The organism is Methylobacterium sp. Leaf88, from assembly GCF_001422795.1.
Taxonomy (GTDB): Bacteria; Pseudomonadota; Alphaproteobacteria; order Rhizobiales; family Beijerinckiaceae; genus Methylobacterium.
On sequence record NZ_LMMK01000050.1, the window covers coordinates 1 to 20,005 of the forward strand.

At 69.6% G+C, this 20,005-nt stretch carries 19 protein-coding genes; 4 read left to right on the forward strand and 15 right to left on the reverse strand.

Going from position 1 to position 20,005, the window contains the following annotated elements; all coding sequences use genetic code 11:
* Window positions 1-115 precede the first annotated feature (115 nt).
* Window positions 116-796: a phosphoglycolate phosphatase gene (gph, locus tag ASF20_RS19380; RefSeq protein ID WP_056215962.1), complete on the reverse strand. Its 681-nt coding sequence runs from the start codon at window positions 794-796 to the stop codon at window positions 116-118.
* Between the two features lie 310 nt (window positions 797-1,106).
* On the opposite strand from gph, the gene ASF20_RS19385 reads away from it, so the two are divergent.
* Window positions 1,107-1,628, forward strand: a complete 522-nt coding sequence (locus ASF20_RS19385) for a GcrA family cell cycle regulator (RefSeq protein ID WP_056277088.1) — start codon at window positions 1,107-1,109, stop codon at window positions 1,626-1,628.
* An 89-nt stretch (window positions 1,629-1,717) separates the two neighbouring features.
* On the forward strand, window positions 1,718-1,960 hold the full coding sequence (locus tag ASF20_RS19390) for a hypothetical protein (protein WP_056277091.1): 243 nt from the start codon (window positions 1,718-1,720) through the stop codon (window positions 1,958-1,960).
* Between the two features lie 7 nt (window positions 1,961-1,967).
* On the opposite strand, the gene ASF20_RS19395 is transcribed toward ASF20_RS19390, so the two are convergent.
* The 11 genes from ASF20_RS19395 to murB all read right to left on the reverse strand — a co-directional run bounded on the left by ASF20_RS19395 (window position 1,968) and on the right by murB (window position 13,273).
* On the reverse strand, window positions 1,968-2,177 hold the full coding sequence (locus tag ASF20_RS19395; protein WP_156389702.1) for a hypothetical protein: 210 nt from the start codon (window positions 2,175-2,177) through the stop codon (window positions 1,968-1,970).
* 114 nt (window positions 2,178-2,291) lie between these two features.
* Complete coding sequence (gene recN, locus ASF20_RS19400) at window positions 2,292-3,965, reverse strand: DNA repair protein RecN (protein WP_056277094.1); 1,674 nt, start codon at window positions 3,963-3,965, stop codon at window positions 2,292-2,294.
* A 142-nt stretch (window positions 3,966-4,107) separates the two neighbouring features.
* On the reverse strand, window positions 4,108-4,986 hold the full coding sequence (locus ASF20_RS19405; RefSeq protein WP_056215974.1) for an outer membrane protein assembly factor BamD: 879 nt from the start codon (window positions 4,984-4,986) through the stop codon (window positions 4,108-4,110).
* A 221-nt stretch (window positions 4,987-5,207) separates the two neighbouring features.
* The gene (lpxC, locus tag ASF20_RS19410) at window positions 5,208-6,155 is read right to left on the reverse strand and encodes a UDP-3-O-acyl-N-acetylglucosamine deacetylase (RefSeq protein WP_056215976.1); all 948 of its coding nucleotides are present in this window, start codon (window positions 6,153-6,155) and stop codon (window positions 5,208-5,210) included.
* A gap of 329 nt (window positions 6,156-6,484) precedes the next feature.
* On the reverse strand, window positions 6,485-8,281 hold the full coding sequence (ftsZ, locus tag ASF20_RS19415) for a cell division protein FtsZ (RefSeq protein ID WP_056215978.1): 1,797 nt from the start codon (window positions 8,279-8,281) through the stop codon (window positions 6,485-6,487).
* Window positions 8,282-8,404: 123 nt separating this feature from the next.
* Complete coding sequence (gene ftsA / locus ASF20_RS19420) at window positions 8,405-9,727, reverse strand: cell division protein FtsA (RefSeq protein WP_056215981.1); 1,323 nt, start codon at window positions 9,725-9,727, stop codon at window positions 8,405-8,407.
* A gap of 66 nt (window positions 9,728-9,793) precedes the next feature.
* Entirely contained in the window at window positions 9,794-10,678 is an 885-nt protein-coding gene (locus ASF20_RS19425) for a cell division protein FtsQ/DivIB (protein ID WP_244472705.1), read from the reverse strand.
* A gap of 68 nt (window positions 10,679-10,746) precedes the next feature.
* The gene (locus ASF20_RS19430) at window positions 10,747-11,670 is read right to left on the reverse strand and encodes a D-alanine--D-alanine ligase (protein ID WP_056277096.1); all 924 of its coding nucleotides are present in this window, start codon (window positions 11,668-11,670) and stop codon (window positions 10,747-10,749) included.
* A gap of 38 nt (window positions 11,671-11,708) precedes the next feature.
* Window positions 11,709-12,053 carry a type II toxin-antitoxin system PemK/MazF family toxin gene (locus ASF20_RS19435; RefSeq protein WP_244476502.1) on the reverse strand — a complete coding sequence of 115 codons (345 nt, stop codon included), beginning with the start codon at window positions 12,051-12,053 and terminating at the stop codon, window positions 11,709-11,711.
* A 16-nt stretch (window positions 12,054-12,069) separates the two neighbouring features.
* Complete coding sequence (locus tag ASF20_RS19440; protein WP_056277103.1) at window positions 12,070-12,303, reverse strand: AbrB/MazE/SpoVT family DNA-binding domain-containing protein; 234 nt, start codon at window positions 12,301-12,303, stop codon at window positions 12,070-12,072.
* Between the two features lie 37 nt (window positions 12,304-12,340).
* A complete protein-coding gene (gene murB, locus ASF20_RS19445) occupies window positions 12,341-13,273 on the reverse strand; it encodes a UDP-N-acetylmuramate dehydrogenase (protein WP_056277106.1) in 933 nt (310 codons plus the stop codon).
* Window positions 13,274-13,598: 325 nt separating this feature from the next.
* Between murB and ASF20_RS19455 the strand changes: the two genes are divergently transcribed.
* A complete protein-coding gene (locus ASF20_RS19455) occupies window positions 13,599-14,042 on the forward strand; it encodes a helix-turn-helix transcriptional regulator (protein ID WP_244476503.1) in 444 nt (147 codons plus the stop codon).
* On the opposite strand, the gene murC is transcribed toward ASF20_RS19455, so the two are convergent.
* The 3 genes from murC to ASF20_RS19470 form a co-directional block, all read right to left on the reverse strand.
* Window positions 13,994-15,409, reverse strand: coding sequence for a UDP-N-acetylmuramate--L-alanine ligase (gene murC / locus ASF20_RS19460; RefSeq protein WP_056215994.1), 1,416 nt, complete (start codon window positions 15,407-15,409; stop codon window positions 13,994-13,996). The two genes, ASF20_RS19455 and murC, sit on opposite strands and share 49 nt — an antisense overlap.
* A 72-nt stretch (window positions 15,410-15,481) precedes the next feature.
* Window positions 15,482-16,591, reverse strand: coding sequence for an undecaprenyldiphospho-muramoylpentapeptide beta-N-acetylglucosaminyltransferase (gene murG / locus ASF20_RS19465; protein WP_056277110.1), 1,110 nt, complete (start codon window positions 16,589-16,591; stop codon window positions 15,482-15,484).
* Window positions 16,588-17,754 (reverse strand): putative peptidoglycan glycosyltransferase FtsW, encoded by a 1,167-nt coding sequence (locus ASF20_RS19470; RefSeq protein ID WP_056215997.1) that lies wholly within the window; start codon window positions 17,752-17,754, stop codon window positions 16,588-16,590. The genes murG and ASF20_RS19470 overlap by 4 nt, the downstream gene beginning before the upstream one ends.
* A gap of 528 nt (window positions 17,755-18,282) precedes the next feature.
* Between ASF20_RS19470 and ASF20_RS19475 the strand changes: the two genes are divergently transcribed.
* Entirely contained in the window at window positions 18,283-19,974 is a 1,692-nt protein-coding gene (locus tag ASF20_RS19475; protein ID WP_056277112.1) for a HAMP domain-containing methyl-accepting chemotaxis protein, read from the forward strand.
* Window positions 19,975-20,005 lie beyond the last annotated feature (31 nt).

Below are 20,005 nucleotides of genomic sequence, written 5' to 3' on the forward strand. Positions count from 1 at the left end.
TGGGCTAGATCGGAGAACCGTAAGTCCCACTCCGGTCACCGTCACACCCGCTGCGTCGGACACGGCGGGAGCCCAATGACCCATCCTTTTTCGTGGTCCGCAACCGTTGCCCGCATCAGGCGGCGGGGAGAAGGGCCTCCACGGCGGCGCCGAGATCGTCGAAATGGGCGATAACCCGGTCCGGGCCGAGCTCCGTCACGGGCAGGTCGGTGTAGCCGAAGGGCACCGCCACCACCGGGATCCCGGCAGCCTTGGCGGCATCGATGTCGGCGCGGGAATCCCCCACCATCACGGCCCGGGCCGGATCGCCGCCGGCACGCTCGACGGTCAGGGTGATGTGGCGCGGATCCGGCTTGAAGTACGGGAAGGTCTCGCGGCCGCAGATGGTCGCGAAGCGGTCGGCCACCCCGAGGAGTTCGAGGAGGCGCACGGCCTGGCCCTCGTACTTGTTGGTGCAGACGGCGAGGAGGAAGCCGCGGGCGCGCAGGGCGTCCAGAGCCTCGACCACGCCGGGGAACAGGTGCGACTGCTCGCAGAGATGGTCGCCGTAATGGGCGATGAAGTCCGAGAACAGCGCCTCCAGCCGCTCGGTCGACAGCGGCTCGCCGGCCGTGGTGAAACCACGCTGGATCAGGGCCTTGGCGCCTGCCCCGATCATGTCCCGGGCCTGTTCGAGGGGCAGGGCCTGGAGCCCCTCGCGGCGCAGGATCACGTTCAGGGTGCCGATCAGGTCGCCGGCGGTCTCGGCCAGGGTTCCGTCGAGGTCGAAGACGGCGATGGGCGGCAGGGCGGTCATGAACACTCGCAGGGGGTCAGGGGGCGGACGGGAGGGCACGGAGCCGCCGCTCTAGCTTATCCGGGCCGCACGGGCGAGGCCGGCCGGCGCGCGGCCGCCCGGCCTTTGCCGGTGGACAGGTGCGCGGGGTGCCGGGCCTGATCCTGCCCGCACTTGCCTCGGCGTCTCGGCGTCCTGTACGGTTCGCACATCGACGGCCGGGGGGCCGCTGTCCTTCCTGCGATGACGGTCTTGATCTCGGCGCCGCAGGCCCGGTGCAGGGGCGTCACGTGAGCCGAACGGACGGAAGCGGGCGATTTCGGAGGGGGCTATGACGGAAACGGTCCCGGGTTGGTCGGACGAGCGGGTCGATCTCCTGCGCCGGCTGTGGGAGGATGGCCTGAGCGCCAGCCAGATCGCGACGCAGCTCGGCGGCGTGACCCGCAACGCAGTGATCGGCAAGGTCCACCGGCTCGGCCTGTCGGGCCGCGTCAAGGCGGCCGAGACGCCCGGCGTATCGCCCCGCAAGGTCGTGCGCGAGCCGGAGCTGGAGGTCGTGGCGCCCGCGATCGTAGCCCCGGACCTCGACGATGCTCCCGTTGCCTTCGCGGCTCCCGCGGCCGTACCGGCCGTAGTGCCGCCCGTGGCCCTGACGATCTCCCGTCGCGTGACGATCATGGACCTGCGGGAATCGATGTGCCGGTGGCCCATCGGCGATCCGACCTCGCCCGACTTCCACTACTGCGGCGACCGCTCGATCACGGGCCTGCCCTACTGCACCGCCCACGCACAGATCGCCTACCAGCCGGCCGCTGAGCGCAAGCGAGACCGGCGTGTCGGCGGCTTTCGCTGATCCGTTGCGCGCGAGCGCGGCACGGTTTCGGGACTTCGCGCGTTGATCTTCGTCGCCGGTCCCCGACTGGCGAGAGAAGGTGACGAGCCGTGACGGAGCCGACGACTGCCATCGATGCCGACGAGGCCGCCTTCCTCGACCTGCATGCGCAGCGCGAGGATCTGGAACGCCAATTGTCGTTGGTGCAGTTGCGCCGGCAGTTCGGCCCGGGCCAAGTGGCCGTGGACCAGGCCGCCGACGACGAGAAGGTGTTGCTCCTCAGCCTCGACCGCGTCCTTACCCAGATCCGCGCCGCCGAGTACAAGCGGCAGCCCAATGCGCGGCGCTGGTAGTGGACCCCTAGTCGAGCCGCCGCAGGTCCCGCTCCTTGTGCCGCAGGCGCAGGAGGAGATCGATCTGGCTGTCCGGGATCGGCAGGGTGTCGCAGGTTTCTTCGTAGATCGATCGCAGCGCGGTTCCGAGACGGTACCGCGTGTCGTCGGGCAGGTTGGGCTGACACGCATGCGTCGTGTCCTCCCGCATCTCGCCGTCGCAAACTCTCTGGTCCAACGTCTCAGTCCCTCGTTCGAGCGATCCAACGCCGGCGCCGAAATGGAGCACACTCGCCGTTCAACGAGTGTCGCCCAACATGGTTAAGGAACCGTTAAAGGCCGCGCCGCGCCGCTACGGTGAGACGTCGGCCGCCTGAAGCAGGCGCGCAGCCGCGGCCCGGGCCTCGTCGGTCACCGTCGCGCCGGCCAGCATCCGGGCGATCTCCTCGCGACGCGCGGGGGCTTCGAGGGAGGCGACCCGGGTGGCGACCCGGTCGCTGCCCTTTACGGGATCCTTGGCGATCAGGAAGTGCGTCTCTGCTCGCGCCGCCACCTGCGGCGCGTGAGTCACAGCCACCACCTGGACCCGTGTAGAGAGGCGCCCAAGCCGCGCGCCGATCGCATCCGCCACCGCCCCGCCGACGCCGGTGTCGATCTCGTCGAAGATCAAGGTCGGCGCGGACCCCTTGTCGGCGAGCACCACCTTCAGGGCGAGCATGAAGCGCGAGAGTTCGCCGCCCGAGGCGACCTTCATCATCGGCCCCGGGCGCGTGCCGGGATTGGTCTGGGCCCAGAACTCCACGCGGTCGTAGCCGGACGGATCGCGGGAGTCCGGATCGGTGGCGATCTCGGTGATGAAGCGGGCGCGCTCCAGCTTGAGCGGAGGCAGCTCGGCCTTCACCGCCGCGTCGAGGGCCTTGGCCGCGCGCTTGCGGCCCTCCGTGAGCTTGGCCGCGGCCTTCGCGTAGGCGGCCTCGGCCGCGGCGAGCGTCGCCTCCAGGCCGCCGAGGGCTTCCTCGCCGGCGTCGATCGCCGCGACGTCCGCGGCGTAGCGCGCGCGCAGGGCCGCGAGGTCGTCCACCGGCACCTGGTATTTCCGCGAGGCGGCCCGAAGCGCGAACAGCCGCTCCTCCACCCGCTCCAGCTCGCGCGGATCGAACTCCGCCTCGCGCAGGGCCACGTCGAGGATGATGTGGGCCTCGTCGAGGGCGGTCAGGGCGGTGTCGAGGGCGGCGACGCAGGGCTCGACCAGGGCCGGCAGCTGCGCCGCCCGGCGCTCCAGCTTGCGCAGGGCGGAGGAGAGATGGGAAACGATGGGACCGCCCGAAGCCTCGATCGCCTCGTTCAGCTCGCGCGCGACCTTCTCGCTCTGCTGCATCACCGTGCGGCGCTCGGCCAGGGTGGTCTCCTCGCCCGGCTCCGGCGCGAGGGTTTCGAGCTCCGCCACGGCATGACGCAGGAAATCGGATTCCTTGGCAGCGGCTTCGACCCGGGCCCGGTGCTCGGACAGGGCGGAGCGGGCGCCCTTCACGCGCTTGGCCGCCTCGGCGACCTGAACCAGTGGGCCCTGCAGGCCCCCGAAGGCGTCCAGGATGGCGCGGTGGGTGGTGGGATCGGCCAGGGCCCGGTCGTCGTGCTGCCCGTGGATCTCCACGAGGGCCGCGCCGATGGCCCGTAGGACCTGGACGCCGACGGCCTGGTCGTTGACGAAGGCGCGCGTGCGCCCGTCCGCCATCTGCACGCGACGCAGGATGAGATCGCCCTCGGTGTCGATTTCCGCCTCGGCGGCGAGCGCCCGGGCCGGATGATCGAGGGGCACGTCGAACACGGCCGTGACGGCGCCCTGCCCCTCCCCGTGACGCACGAGGCGGCCGTCGCCGCGGCCGCCGAGGGCCAGCGCGAAGGCGTCGAGCAGGATCGACTTGCCTGCGCCCGTCTCGCCGGTGAGGACGCTGAGGCCCTCGCGGAAGTTCAGGACGAGCTTGTCGATGAGAACGATGTCGCGGATCGCGAGCTGGCTCAGCATGCCGCGCCTGAGGTCCCGTTGTGAAGCCTGGCGCTGTCCTTACGGCGAAGTGCCGCCGGCTTCACGCAAAAAGATGCCGCCCCCACCGGGAGCGGCCAAGCGGCGCTCGGATCGCCGAACGGGCGCCGGAGCGGCGCCGGGATTACTGGGCCTCGGCGGTGCGCCCGATGACGCCGCGATAGACCTTGCTGATCCACGAGGTCTTCTCCTCGCGCGGCTCGAGACCCCCGTTCTGCAGGAGCGCGTGGGCATCCTTGTACCAGGGGCTGTCGGGGAAGTTGTGGCCGAGCACGGCGGCGGAGGTCTGGGCCTCCTGAGTCAGGCCGAGGGCCATGTAGGCCTCGGTCAGGCGCTCCAGGGCCTCTTCGGCGTGACGGGTCGTCTGGTACTTGCTGACCACGTCGCGGAACCGGTTGATCGCGGCCGGGAAGTTGCGGCGCTCGAGGTAGAAGCGCCCGACCTCCATCTCCTTGCCGGCGAGCTGGTCTCGCGTGATCTGGATCTTGGCCTTGGCGTCGGCCGCGTATTCGGAGGTCGGGTACTTCTGGACGAGCTCCTGCAGGCCGGCGAGCGCCTTCTCGGAGCGGTCCTGGTCGCGGGTCACGTCGGGGATCTGCTTGTAGTGCGACATCGCCATCAGGTACTGGGCGTAGGCCGCGTCCTTGCTCGCCGGATGGCGCTGCAGGTAGCGCTTCGAGGCGTTGATCGCGTCGTCGTACTTCGCGCCCTCGTAATTCGCGTAGGCCGTCATCAGCAGCGCTTTGCGCGACCAGTCGGAATAGCTGTAGGCCTTGTCGAGTTCGCCGAACTTCTTCGAGGCGCCCTCGTAGTCCTTGTCTTCCATCCGCGCCAAGCCCTCGCTGTAGAGCTTGTCGGCGGGAACATCCGGAACCACTTCCGGCTTGTACTTCTCGGCGAAGGGATTGATCGAGTCGAGGGCGTCGCATCCGCCGAGGCCGAGGCCGAGGACGGACACCAGCACGGCCGCCATCGCACCGCGGTTGGGATGAGTAAGGCGCATTCCGGTGTTCCCCCAACAGACCGGTCCGTTCTCGGACTCGCGTCGTCAAGCCATCACAAAGGTCGGTCGCGTGGCTGACGGCCTCATGCCACGATCCGGGTGCGCTGCACACCGGACGGACGTTCCGTTTCACGCTCGATTCACCGTGGAGCGCGATTTGGGCGCGAAAGCGGCGGGCGGGCCACGCCCTGGACAGAAACGACGGCTGTGTGTCGGTGGCGCTACAGATCGCCCACGAAGGCGGCGATGCCGAGGCTGGCGCCGAACTCGGTCAGGCTGGTCTCGCGGCGGGCGCCGGGAGCCTCGACGATGGCGTAGTTGGCGCGATCGGAGAACAGGGCGGTGAGGACGCCGACATTCATGCGGTGACCGCCGCAATAGGAGCGGTAGCCGCCCTGGAGCGGGAGACCCGCGAGGGCGAGATCGCCCACGGCGTCGAGGAACTTGTGCCGGACGAACTCGTCGGCGTAGCGCAGGCCCTCGGGGTTCACGACGGCGGTCTCGCCGACCGCGACCGTGTTCTCGAGGGAGGCGCCGAGGGCGAAGCCCGCCTTCCAGTAGCGCTCGACATCCCGCATCATGCCGAAGGTGCGGGCTCCGGCGATCTCGCGACGGTAGGCGGAGGGGGTGAGGTCCATCGCCTTGCGGCTCCGGCCGATCACCGGGTTCTCGAAATCGATCTCGACGTCGAGGCGGAAGCCCCGGTCGATGGGGCGGAGCTCGGCGAAGGCCCGGCCGACCTCGATGCGAACGGAGCGGAGGACCTTGATCCAGCGCTTGGCGGCGCCGCAGGTCGCGGTGCCGACGGCGTCGATGGCCTGTACGTAGGGGAGCGCGCTGCCGTCGAGGATGGGCATCTCTGGGCCGTCGATCTCGACGAGGACGTTGTCGATCCCGAGACCGTAGAGCGCCGACATCAGGTGCTCGATGGTGGCGACCGCGCCGCTCTCGACGTCACCGATAACGGTGCAGAGTTCGGTGGCGGAGACGCAGGCGTGATGGGCCTTGATGAGCCGGTCGTTGCCGGTGGGCATTCCGGTGCGAAGGAAGGCGATGCCGTGGTTGGCGGGCGCCGGATGCAGCGTGATCTCGACCGGGTTCCCGGAATGGACGCCGATGCCGCTCAGGGTCGCGGGGGCTTTGAGTGTCGTCTGTTGGTTCGTTCGCATTCCATAGCCCTCGGCCGTGATCGGGCGCGCCCATCCCGTCGGGATGGGCCCTGCGCCCCTTGCGATCCGTCCGCTGCTTGAAGCCCCTGCCGGCGTCTGATGGCCGAAACCACCGCGCCTTGTCGTTCCAAAATTCGTATAGCCGCGCCTCCAGGGCAGGCCAAATCACGGATTCTTACGCTGTGTTACAGCCGCGGTTTCCACCAGCGAATCCGAATCTCGTTTTGGAACAACGGTTTAACAATAGGCATAGCCCGGAGCCGCGAGGCTCCGGGCCTGTGGCTGAAATATCTCAGCCTTGGCGTTGACGCGTCCGCCGGACCCCGGTTTCAGTTCGCCTGGCGGCGCAGGAAGGCCGGGATCTCGAGCTGGTCGTCGTCCATCATGCGGGCCTGGGGAGCGACGCGACCCTGAGGATCGAGGTTGCCCTGGGCCGGGCGGTAGGCCGGGGGAGCCTGCACGGGAGCGCGCTTGGCGTAGTCCGCGGGCGGGGCGGCCTGCGGGACCGGGGCGGCGGGCGCCCGCATCTGCGGAAGCGGCGCGGCCTCGACCTCCTCACGGCGTCCGCCGAAGCCCACCGTCGCGAGACGGCGCAGCAGCGTCATGCGCTTGGAATCGCCGGCCGGCTCGGCCGGCTGCTCCTCGCGGGCCCGGAGCTGGGCCTGGGCGGGAAGCGGCAGGTCCTGGATCTGCGGCATGCGCGGGGCGCGGGCCACGGCCACGGCCGGCCGGGGCGGCACGAACGGGCCGGCGGCATGCTGGGGCGCGGGCTCGGGAGCCGGCATCGGTGCGGGCTCGTAGGACATGGCGGCGCGCGGCTGGGTCTGCGTCAGCATCACCTCGTCGCGCATCACCGGGGCCTGGGGCAGCTCGACCCGCATCGGCTCGGGGGCGAGGGCCATCGGCTCGGGGGCGCGCAGGGCCTGCTGCACCGGAGCCTGGACCGGAGCGGCCTGGATCGGGGCGGCCTGCAGCGACGCCGGAGCGGCGGGCTGCGCGGCCGGGGCCGCTACGGCTCCGTCCTGTCCGACGGGGCGAAAGGTCGACGCGGGCTGTGCGGCCCGCGCCCTCGCTTCCGCACGCAGACGCTCGGCGACCTCGGCGATGCGCTGCTCGGTCTGGACGATGTCGGGGTTGTTCTGCGAGTTGGCGGCGATCAGCGCCGGCTCGATGCCGGTGGCGACCACGGACACCCGGATGATGCCGTCGAGGCTCTCGTCGAAGGTGGCGCCCAGGATGATGTTGGCGTCCGAATCGACCTCCTCGCGGATGCGGGTGGCGGCCTCGTCGAGCTCGTAGAGGGTGAGGTCGTTGCCGCCGGTGATCGAGATCAGCAGGCCGCGCGCGCCCTTCATCGAGACGTCGTCGAGGAGCGGGTTGGCGATGGCGGCCTCGGCGGCCCGGTTGGCGCGGTTCTCGCCCGAGGCCTCGCCGGTGCCCATCATGGCCTTGCCCATGCCGCGCATGATGGCCCGGACGTCGGCGAAGTCGAGGTTGATCAGGCCTTCCTTGACCATCAGGTCGGTGATGCAGGCGACGCCCGAGTACAGCACCTGGTCGGCCATCGCGAAGGCGTCGGCGAAGGTGGTCTTCTCGTTGGCGACCCGGAACAGGTTCTGGTTCGGGATGACGATCAGGGTGTCGACGGCGGCCTGGAGCTCCTGGATGCCGGCCTCGGCGGTGCGCATGCGGCGCACGCCCTCGAACTGGAACGGCTTCGTCACGACGCCGACGGTGAGGATGCCCATGTCACGGGCCGCACGGGCGATGACGGGGGCCGCGCCGGTGCCGGTGCCGCCGCCCATGCCGGCGGTGATGAAGCACATGTGGGCGCCGGAGAGCTGGTCACGGATCTCGTCGATGACCTCGTCGGCGGCGGCCGAGCCGACCTCGGGGTGCGAGCCGGCGCCGAGGCCCTGCGTCACGCCGAGGCCCATCTGGATCACGCGCTCGGCCTTCGAGGAGGTCAGCGCCTGGGCGTCGGTATTGGCGACCACGAATTCGCAGCCCAGCAGGCCGGATTCGATCATGTTGTTGACGGCGTTGCCGCCGGCTCCGCCGACACCGAAGACGGTGATGCGGGGCTTGAGTTCCCGGATATCCGGCGCCTGCAGACTGATGGCCATGGTGTCGAGCCTCTCGTGCCTTTCACGTTTCGTTTGACGCCTCGGTTGAGGAAGGCGCCGATTCTCGTCTGGCCGTTCGCACCCACCCCGATGTGTGGGGTTTGGGGCGCGACGGCGGTCGTCTCAGAAACTCTCGCGGATCCAGCGTCCGACGCGCGAGAGGTAGCCGTCCGTTCCCGTGCCGGCGAAGGCTCCGTGGCCCCGCGGCTCGAAATGCTCCGCATGCGCCACCTGCGGGTAGACCAGGAGGCCCACCGCCGCGGAGAAGGCGGGTCCCTTGGCGGCCTCCGGCAGGCCGCGGATGCCGAGCGGCCGGCCGATGCGGACCTGGCCCTCCATCACCCGGCGGGCGACCTCCGGCAGACCGACGAGCTGGCTCGCGCCCCCCGTCAGCACCACTCGCCGCCCGGCCTGGGCCGAGAAGCCGGCGGCCCGGAGGCGGTCGCGCACCAGTTCCACCACCTCCTCGACGCGGGGGCGGATGATCCGCACGAGCTGCGAGCGCGGCACGTGGTTGGGGGCATCGCCCTCGTCCTCGCCCACCCCGTGGACCGCGATCATGTCGCGCTCGTCGGAGGCGGTGGCGATGGCCGAGCCGTAGAGGGTCTTGAGGCGCTCGGCCGCGGCGACCCGGGTGGAGAGGCCGCGGGCGATATCCATGGTGACGTGGTGGCCGCCGACCGCCACGGCGTCCACGTGGACGAGGTGGCCGCCGGAGAAGACGCCGACGCTGGTGGTGCCGCCGCCCATGTCGACCACGGCGACGCCCATCTCGGCCTCGTCGTCAACCAGGGCCGAGAGCCCGGCGGCGTAGGGGGTGGCGATCACCGCCTCGACGCCGAGGTGGCAATGCTCGACGGCGAGCATGAGGTTGCGGGCGGCGGCCGCCTCGCCGGTGACCACGTGGAGGTCGACCCCGAGGGCGTCGCCCATCATGCCCGACGGATCGATGACCGTGCCCTGGCCGTCGATGGCGTAGCCGGTGGGCAGAGCGTGGAGCACCGCCCGGCCGGGGCTGACGCCGTGCGCGGAGGCGGTCTCCAGCACGCGCTCCACGTCGGAGCCCGTGACGGTGCCGGTGCGGGTGCCGACGCGCGCCTCGAAGTGCTGCGAGCCGATCCGGCCGCCGGACATGTTGACGATGACCGACTGCACCTCGACCTTCGCCATCCGCTCGGCGGCGTGGACCGCCTGGCGGATCGCGCCCTCGGCGGCCTCGAGGTCGACGATGACGCCGCCCTTGAGACCCTGCGAACGCTGGTGGCCGATGCCGATGACGCGGGCGAAGTGGGTGCGCCCGCGCAGGGTGGTGAGGGCCTCGGCCGGCTGAAGCTCGGCGATGAGGCAGACGACCTTGCTCGTTCCGATGTCGAGCACCGAGAGGGTGGTGCTGCGCCGGGCGGAGAGAGGCTTCAAGCGTGGGGTGAGGCCGTGCGGGTCGTGCATCGGGCTACCGGGCGGAGGAGGTGAAACGGGGACGGGACGCGGGATGCGCCGGACGGATCGTGCGGCTCATGTGCTGGTCCCCTTGGGCTTGGACTTCTTCTGGGATTCGGCGCGGGCCGCGGCCGCCTCCTCGGTGAGCCGCACCACCACCCGGTCGGGCATGCGCAGGTCCACCGCGATGATGTCCTTCTCGAGGATGCGGTTGTCGCGCTCGAGCTTGACCAATCGAGCCAGGGCCTCGGTGGCGCCCGTCTCGGGCAGGCGGATGTCGACGCCGTCGAGCTTGAGCGTCCAGCGCCGTCCGGACACGTAGGTGCCGGCCTTGACCCGCTCGGCCAGGGCGCCGGCCGCCTCGATCAGGGCGAGGTAGTCCTTGAGCTTGAGGTTGGCGTCGTCACCGACCACGAGGGGAAGCGCGGCGTAGCGGTCGTCGCGCATCTGGTCGATCACCGTGCCGTCGGCGGCGATCACGGCGATCTCGCCGTTGCGCTGCCAGAGGGCGGCGGGCTCGCGCTCGACCTGGGTGATGACGATCTCGTTCGGATAGACCTTGCGCACGGAGGCACTCGCGATCAGCGGCACCGCCAGCAGGCGCTCGCGGGCCTCCGCCACGTCGAGGAAGACCACCGAGGAGTGGCCGTCGATGCCGGCGGCCTGCAACACCTCGCGTTCGTAGAGCCGGGCGATGCCCGAGATGGTGACGCGCTCGACGCCGAAGCCGGCGATCCGCGCCGCGATGTCGAGGGGGCGGCCGTGCTCGGCCACGAAGCGGTCATAGGCGCCGCTTCCGATGAAGCCGGCGAGGGCGAGGGCGGCGAAGGAGACCGAGAAGGCCGCCGTCCCGAGGTGGCGCGGGACGCGGCGCTCGATCGGAACCGCGAGGCGGGAGCGCCGGCCGGGCGGCGTGAAGCGGCGCAGGCGCGCCGCCAGCGCAGACCGGACCGAACGCACGGTGCCGGCGGCCGGACCCGGCAGACCCGACCCGGGGAGGCCGTGGCCGCCGAGCGGGCCTTCGGCCCCTAGCGGCCCAACGTTGCGTCCTCCACCATCCATTGAACGAGCTCACCGAAACTATAGCCCGCATGGGCTGCCATCTCCGGGACCAAGCTCGTCTTCGTCATGCCGGGTTGCGTGTTGACCTCCAGCACGACGAGGGCACCGGTTCCCCCCGGTGTGTCGTCGTAGCGAAGGTCCGCACGGCTGATGCCCCGGCACCCGAGTGCTTGATGCGCCGTTAACGACAACTCTTGGACACGCTGGTAAAGATTTGGTTTAATTTCTGCCGGGAGGACGTGGATCGACCCCCCCTCGGCGTACTTCGCGTCGAAGTCGTACCACTCCCCCGAAGCGGGCTTGATCTCGATCACCCCGAGGGCCCCGTCGCCCATCACGGCGCAGGTCAGCTCGCGCCCGGCGACGTAGGTTTCCGCAAGGATTTCATCGCCATAGCCCCAATCCGCCCGGCCCACTTCCTGGGGAGGATGGGAGCGTCCGTCGCGCACGATGATGACCCCCATGGAGGAGCCCTCGGCCACCGGCTTGAGCACGTAGGGCGGCGTCAGCACGTGTGACTTTGCGGCCTCATGACGGTTAACGACGCGGCCCTCCGGGACGCTGACGCCGGCCGCCCGCATGACCACTTTGGCACGCTCCTTGTGCATCGCCAGAGCCGAGGCCAGCACGCCGGAATGGGTGTAGGGGATGCGCAGCAGCTCCAGCAGGCCCTGGATCGTGCCGTCCTCACCCGCGGGCCCGTGCAGCGCATTGAACGCCACGTCGGGCCGCAGGTCGGTGAGCACCGTCGCGATGTCCGGCTGGACGTCGACCCGCGTGACGCGGAAGCCCTGCCCCTCCAGGGCATCGGCGCAGGCATGGCCCGAATTCAGCGAGACCGGCCGCTCGGAGGACCACCCGCCCATGAGGACGGCGACGTGCTTGGACATGGGGACTCCTGGGAATTGCGCGGACATGGGTTGCGTCGTCACGCCGGCCTTCGTGGGCCGATCCGGTCGTTGATCGCATCGAAAACCGCGCCGGCCGCGACCGGTGGCAATGTCCCGATCCGCTTGAGGATGCGAGCCGGTTCGATGCAGGCCAGCTTGATGGGTCTGATGACCGAAGGAGCATCAAGCCCGGCAGCAGCAAGATCGTCGATCGCTTGATCGCCCCCCATGGCAGGGTTGTTCGCGCTGGTGATCATAGCGATCCAGACGAATCCCGCCTCGGCAACGGCCTCCCCCGAGACCACGACGGCCGGGCGACGCTTCTCAGCCAAACGGTTTGAATAGGGAAACGGTACGACCACCACGGTCCCTGCGGGGAACATGCGTCCGCCTGGGTCCCTAGAGATTGCCATAGGCTTCTTCGTCGGCGGCACTGGCCCATTCCGTGAATGTCACGAAGGGATCTTCACCCTCGGGCCGCGCCTTCTCGATACGAATGCCGTCCCGGGTGATCACGTAGCGAAGGCGATCGCCCGGGCCGATGCCGAGGCGTTCGCGGACTTCGGCCGGGAGTACGGTCTGGCTCTTCACGGAGACCTTCGAATAGGCCGTCAGAACGTCCCGTCCGGTCATCGAATCCTTCCTGTCGCCCAGCTTACGTCTTACCGTCTTACGCCGTCCGTGTCGATAATCCGATGCGCTTGATCTCCCAGTGGAGTTCGACGCCGGAGGTCTCGCGCACGCGCCGGCGTACCTCCTCGCCGAGCCCCTCGATGTCGGCCGCCGTGGCGTTGTCGCGATTGATCAAGAAATTGCAGTGCATCTCCGAGACCTGTGCGCCGCCGACCGTCAGGCCGCGGCAGCCGGCCGCGTCGACGAGTTGCCAAGCCTTGCCCCCGGGCGGGTTCTTGAAGGTGGAGCCGCCGGTGCGCTCGCGGATCGGCTGGGCCGCCTCGCGCGCCGCCGTCACCCGCTCCATCTCGGCCTCGATGGCCGCCCGCTCGCCGGGGCACCCGCGGAACACCGCATGCGTGAAGATCACGTCGTCGGGGGCGCCGCTGTGCCGGTAGGTGAAGCCCATCTCCGCATGGGTGAAGCGACGCGCCTCGCCCCGGCGGTCGATGCCGTGGGCCTCCACCAGCACGTCGGTGGTCTCGCCCCCGTGGGCACCGGCATTCATGCGCAGGGCGCCGCCGACCGAACCGGGAATGCCGCGGAAGAACGCCAGCCCGTCGAGCCCGGCCTCCGCCGCCGCCTTGGCGAGGCGCATGTCCGGCACGGCGGTGCCGACCCGCAGGGTGTCGCCGTCGATCGCCACCATGCCGAAAGCCCGGCCGCCGAGGCGCACCACGACGCCGGGCACGCCGCCGTCACGGACGATGAGGTTCGAGCCGAGGCCGATCACCGTCACGGGTATTTCCGGATCGAGGGCCGAGAGCAGAAGGCCGAGGTCATCCGCGTCAGCCGGGGTGAACAGCACCTGCGCCGGGCCGCCGACCCGGAACCAGGTCAGGTCCGAGAGCGGCTGGTTGGCGATGAGCCGCCCGCGCAGGGCCGGCGCCCGGGCGCGGATGTCGGGCGTGATGTCCGGGAAGGCGGTCATTGGGCGGGTGCTTTTCAGTTGAAACGACTATCGGTTGCAGGACGACGAGCGGGAGCGTGCGCTAGGCCGGACGATCGGTTCCACACGCCCGGCGGCGCGCGCTCTGATCCGGATGCCGCCCAGGACGGAGGCGCTCATCCGCGGGAAGCTGCGCCTCCTCGCTGAGAGACCGGATGCGCTCGCCAACAACATCAAGGCTCTGAGGGGTACGCAGGGATATCACCTTCGGATCGGCGATTGGCGGGTGATCTTCACGATCGCGCCGGTCGGATCATGGTGCCCGACATCGGCCCGCGCGGCTCAATCTACGGCTAGGAAGATCGGCATGACCATCGTGCGCACCAAGACGCCCTCGGGCGAAGCCATCGTGATCCTGCCGGAGGCCGATTTCGAGCGGCTCGTCGCTCTGGCCGAAGATGCGACGAGCGCGCGGACGCTGCAGGCCTCCCAGGCGCGACTGGCGAGCGGGGCGGACGAGATCCCGAGTGAGTCTGACCTCGATGCCGTGCGCCGGGCTCCGCGCCCCCTCCCCTTCTGGCGAAAGCGCCCGGACATGACGATGGCCGCCCTGGCCAGCCTCGGCGGGATCACCGAGTCCCTCCTGTCGGCGATGGAACGGGGTGAGCGCACGGCCGACCTCATTGTTTATCGCACCCTCGCGCGCGCTGGACGTCGACCCGGAGGATCTGATCCCGGACGGTGCCGACCCGTAGGCCGGTTTCACGCCGTCACGCCGTCCAGGGCCGCGAGTTCGCCCGGCAGGGCGTAGGCCCATTGCGTGATGTTGCCGGCGCCGAGGCAGACGACGTAGTCGCCGGGCTTGGCGCGGCCGGCGACGATGCCGGCGAGGTCCTCGGAGCGCTGCAGCGCGATGGCGTCGCGGTGGCCGCGCGACTTCAGACCCGAGACCAGCCCGTCGCGGTCCATGCCCTCGATCGGCGCCTCGCCCGCCGCGTAGACGGGGGCGACGATGACCGTGTCGGCATCGTTGAAGCAGGTGCAGAAATCGTCGAACAGCGAGGCGAGGCGCGTGTAGCGGTGCGGCTGCACGATGGCGATGACGTTGCCCTCGGTGGAGGCGCGGGCGGCCTTGAGCACCGCCTTGATCTCCACCGGATGGTGTCCGTAATCGTCGAAGATCAGGGCGCCGTTCCACACGCCGGTCCGGGTGAAGCGGCGCTTCACCCCGCCGAAGCCGGCCAGCGCCTTGCGGATCGCCTCCGGCTCGACCCCGAGCTCGTGCGCCACGGCGAGCGCCGCGGTGGCGTTCAGGGCGTTGTGCTTGCCCGGCATCGGCAGGACGAGATCCTCCATCTCGAGACGGAAGCCGGGGCGGCGGTCGCGGATCATCACGCGGAAGCGGCTCTGGCCGCCGCGCAGGTCCACATCGATGAGCCGGACATCGGCCTGCGGGTTCTCGCCGTAGGTGATGATGCGGCGGTCTTCGATGTGCCCGACGAGGTCCTGCACGATCGGGTGGTCGATGCACATCACCGCGAAGCCATAGAACGGGATGTTGTCGATGAAGCGCCGGAAGGCGTCCTTGACCGCCTCGAACGAGCCGAAATGGTCGAGGTGTTCGGGGTCGATGTTGGTGACGATGGCGACATCGGCCGGGAGCTTCAGGAAGGTCCCGTCGGATTCGTCGGCCTCCACCACCATCCACTCGCCCTCGCCCATTCGGGCGTTGGTGCCGTAGGCATTGATGATGCCGCCGTTGATCACGGTGGGGTCAAGGTTGCCGGCATCCAGCAGGGTGGCGACGAGGGAGGTCGTCGTCGTCTTGCCGTGGGTGCCCGCGATGGCGACGCAGGACTTGAAGCGCATCAACTCGGCCAGCATCTCGGCCCGGCGCACCACCGGCAGGCGGCGCTCGCGGGCGGCGACGAGCTCGGGGTTGTCGCGGCGGATCGCGGTGGAGACCACCACCAGGGCGGCCTCCTCGACGTTGCCGGCCTCGTGGCCGATGAAGGTGCGCATGCCCTTCTCGGAGAGGCGCCGGACATTGGCGTTGTCGTTGGCGTCCGACCCCTGCACGGTGTAGCCGAGGTTGTGCATCACCTCGGCGATGCCGGACATGCCGATGCCGCCGATGCCGATGAAGTGGATGGGGCCGAGCTTGTCGGGCAGCTTCATGGGAAGGACCAGTCTCAGGGGCGTCGGGGGTCCGGACGAACCGGCCCGAAGGGGATCAATCGGCGGCCGCCGTCAGGTGCGGGCCGCCGTCGCGAGGACGATGTCGGCGAGCCGCTCGGCCGCGTCGTGAATTCCAGCGCTTTTGGCGGCTGAGGCCGCCGCGGTCAATTTTCCGGGATTGGTGAAGAGGTCGACCAGCTCCGCCGTGAGCCGGTCCGGCGTGAAGGCGGATTGCGGAATCGCCTGCGCGGCGCTGATGGCGGCCAGCGTCGCGGCGTTGGCCGCCTGATCCTGGTCGAGGGCGCCGGGGAGCGGCACCAGGATGGCGGGCCGTCCGATGGCGGCGAGTTCCGAGACCGTGGACGCGCCGGACCGGCCGATGACGAGGTGCGCCGCCGCCATGCGGGCCGGCAGGTCCTTGAAGAAGGGCGCGGCCTCGAAGCCCGCGAGCCCGAGGCCGAGATAGAGATTCTGGACCTGCGTCAGGTCCTCGGCCCGCACCTGCTGCACGAGGTGGAGCCGGGCGCGCAGATCGGAGGGCAGGTTGGCGATGGCGGCCGGAACGACTTCGCCCATCACCCGGGCGCCCTGGCTGCCGCCGAAGACGAGGAGGTGAAGGGGATCGCCGGCACCGGCCGGCGGATAGGCGACCTTCGCGGCCGCGAGCACCGCCGGGCGCAGCGGGTTGCCGGTGTGGGTCCGGGGTGCCAGCGCCTTGGCCGGCACGCCCCGGACCTCGCGGAAGCCCGTGGCGATGGCGCGGGCGCCCCGTGCCAGGAAGGCGTTGGCCCGACCCATCACGGCGTTCTGCTCGTGCAGGATGGTGGGGACGCGCAGGATCTGCCCCGCCAGCATCGGCGGCACCGTGGGATAGCCGCCGAAACCCACGATGGCGGCCGGATCGATGCGCCGGATCTCTCGCGCGGCGACACCGAAGCCCCGGCCGAGGGTGAGGAGCGCGCCGGCGCGCCTGATCGGGGAGCGTCCCGAGGGCGTCGCGGACGCGATGGTGACGATCTCGGAGGCCGGGAAGCCGGTGGCGATGGAGTCCACCCGGGCATCGGTGGCGAGCACGACCCGCACGCCTCGGGCGCGCAGGGCGTAGGCCAGGCTCTCGGCGGGAAACAGGTGCCCGCCCGTGCCCCCGGCACAGAGCAGGATCGTGGCGGTGGCAACGGTCAACGCATCACTCCGGCGATCGTCGCCGGGGCGGTGCCCGGCGGCTTCTGGCTCAGGGTGGTGGTCCGGGGGCGCTTGCGGGTCAAGGCCACGAGGAAGCCCATGCCGAGGGCGAGCGAGATCAGCGACGAGCCGCCGTAGGAGACGAAGGGCAGCGTCATGCCCTTGGCGGGCATCAGCCGGACGTTCACCGCCATGTTGATGCAGGCCTGGAGGCCGAACAGGGTGGTGAGGCCCGTGATCGCCAGCCGCGAAAAGGTGTCGTCGGTGCGCCGGGCCAGCTTCAGGCCGCGCATGACGATGTAGGCGAACAGGAGGACGAGGCCGAGGCACACAACGGTGCCGAACTCCTCGCCCGTCACCGAGAAGATGAAGTCGGTGTGGGCGTCGGGCAGGTGGCGCTTGGCGACGCCCTCCCCCGGACCGGTGCCGAACCAGCCACCCGAATTGAACGATTGCCGGGCCCAGAAGCCCTGGAAGTTGTCACCGGAATCGCTGTCGAGGAAGCGATCGATGCGCTCGCGCACGTGGTGCAGGAAGCGGTAGGCGGCGGCCACGCCGATGAGGCCGCCGGCGCCGAGGCCCGCCACCCAGAACCAGTGCAGGCCGGCCACGAAGAACAGCGCGCACCACACGATGGTGATGAGCATGGTCTGGCCGAAATCGGGCTGCAGCACGAGGGGCACGATGGTGACCGGCAGGAGCAGGATCGCCAGCAGGCCGCCCGGCATGTCGCGGCGCTGCGCGCCCTCCGAGAAGGCCCAGGCCGCCACCACCACGAAGGCGGGCTTGACGAATTCCGAGGGTTGGATGCCGATGGCGCCGAACTGGATCCAGCGGTGCGCGCCCTTGATCTCCGGCCCGAACTTGCTCGCCAGGATGCAGAGCGCGACGCCCATCATCCAGGTGAAGAGCGCGACGCGGCGGATGTGGCGCAGGGACAGGAACGAGACGCCGACGATGATGAGGATCGTGGGCGCGAGGTAGAGCGCCTGCCGGTTGAGGAAGTGGAAGGTCGGCAGGCCGATCTTCTCGGCCACGGGCGGCCCGCCGCCCATGAGGAAGACCAGGCCCGCCACCATGAGCGCGCCGAGGCCGGCCAGCAGGCCGCGGTCGACGGTCCACCACCAGTCCGTCAGGGGCGTGCGTTCGGCGCGGGACATCATGGGATCAGCGCTCTCCGGGGCCTCACGGCGCCCGGGCAGGGCAGCCGATCGCGGCCGGCGGCGGCAGGCCGGCACGGGACCGATCCTGTGCCGGAATGGTAAACCAAGTGTTGCGATGCGCCGTCGAAGCCTCGCGTGTCCCGAGGGTCACGTCGTTAGGATACCCGGCCGTTCGAGATGATCTGACGACGGCTCCAGCGCATTCAAAAAACCCGCTTCAGCAATGTCCTTCTTGCCGAGCCAGGAACACCCACCGAACCCGAGATCTCGCAGAAGGCAGCGTACGGGAACTCTTCCGTTCCATGACCCTATCTCCAAATCAGAACATCTGAACTTATCCTGCAGTGAATAATAATCTTGCTAAGCTCATCCTTCTAGGATTTGTACCATGATAACACTATTATCGATCTTTGAACAATCAGACCTAATTGAAACAGACAAATTGCGAATATTAACTGTTATTTAACCGTCAAATGAGATCCGTAAAGAAACAAATATGATCCTCCATTTGCAGAGGCGGGATGCGTGATGAGGACGTTCAATAATCTAAGCCTCCTGGTAAAGATCATCATTCCGTTCGCCATGACGGCACTGGTCGCCGTAGGTCTTGTGATCTACGCCCGTCATGCGCTGTCCCGGATTGCGGACCAGACACGGGAGATCGTCCAGGTGCAGATGGCACGGCAGAGCTACGCTCTCGGCCTGCAGATCACCTTGACGGAAGCCGCACTCCAGAATCGCAACATCCTGATCGATCCGACCGGTCCGAGAAGCCACGACTTCAAGTCCCGGCAGGCCATCGCCATCAAGGCGACCTACGCGGCACAGGCCAGCCTTGCCGCCCTGGCGGATACGTCCGATCGCGTCGCAGCGAACGCCGAGCTTCGACGGGGGTTGGAGGTCTACTTCGCCGTTCTGAACCGCTCCTCCGAGGCCGCCCTGAACAACGATCCCGCGACCGGAAACAGGATCGCCCAGACAGAAGCGACACCGCTGCGGGCCAAGCTGCGCGAGGAGACGAATCAGCGGATCGCCCTCATCGACGCGGAGTTGAAGGCAAGCGCCGTCAACGCCGACGAGATCGTCAGAAGCACCACGACCACGCTGGTGGCGTCGGCCGTCGTCGGGCTGCTGGCCGCCCTGGGCAGCGCCGGCCTGATCGTGATCTTCGCGATCACCCGTCCGGCCACCGCCATGGGCGCCGCGATGGGCCGTCTCGCGAGCGGCGACCTGACCGTCACCGTCGAGGGCATGGCGCGCAAGGATGAGATCGGCCTGCTGGCGCGCTCCCTGGAAGTCTTCAAGCGCAACGCGATCGACGCGCGTCAGCTGGCGGCCGAGCAGGACGCCGAGAACCAGGCGAAGATCCGCCGGGCCGAAGTGCTCGACGGGCTGACGAAGCGCTTCGAGGCCAACGTCTCGCACCTCACGCAGGGTCTGGCGGGGGCGGCCACCGAGATGGAGGCCACCGCCCAGTCGATGGCCTCCACGGCGGATCAGTCGATCCGGCAGGCGACGACGGTGGCGAGCGCGGCGGAAGAGACCTCGGCCAACGTCCACACGGTCGCGGCCGCCAGCGAGGAGATGTCCGCCTCGATCCAGGAAATCGTGACCCAGGTCAGCCAATCCTCCGGCATGGCCAACCAGGCCGTGGAGGACACGCACCGCACCGAGGCGACCGTGAAGCGGCTGACCGAGGTTGCGTCCAGCATCACCGACGTCGTCGCCATGATCACGAACATCGCGGGCCAGACCAACCTGCTGGCGCTCAACGCCACCATCGAGGCGGCGCGGGCCGGCGAGGCCGGCCGCGGCTTCGCCGTCGTCGCCTCCGAGGTGAAGGAACTGGCCGGGCAGACCGCGCGCGCCACCGAGGAGATCCGCACCAAGATCGGCGAGATCCAGGGTGCCACCGGCGAGGTCGTATCCGACATCACGCGGATCGGCCGAACCATCGCCGACATGTCGACCTACGCGAACGGCATCGCCGCCGCGATGGAGCAGCAGGGCGCCGCCACCCGGGAGATCGCCCGGAACGTCCAGGAGGCCGCGCAGGGCACCCAGGAGGTGACGACCAACATCGAGCATGTCCGCGCCGGCGCCGGATCGACGGGCGCCGCCGCCAGCCAGGTCCTGAGTGCCGCCCGGGAGCTGTCGCGCTACTCCGAAAACCTCGGCCAGGAGGTGTCGCAGTTCCTGGCCGGCGTGAAGGCCGCATGACGGCCCGGGGGACGAGCGCCGTCCCGCGACG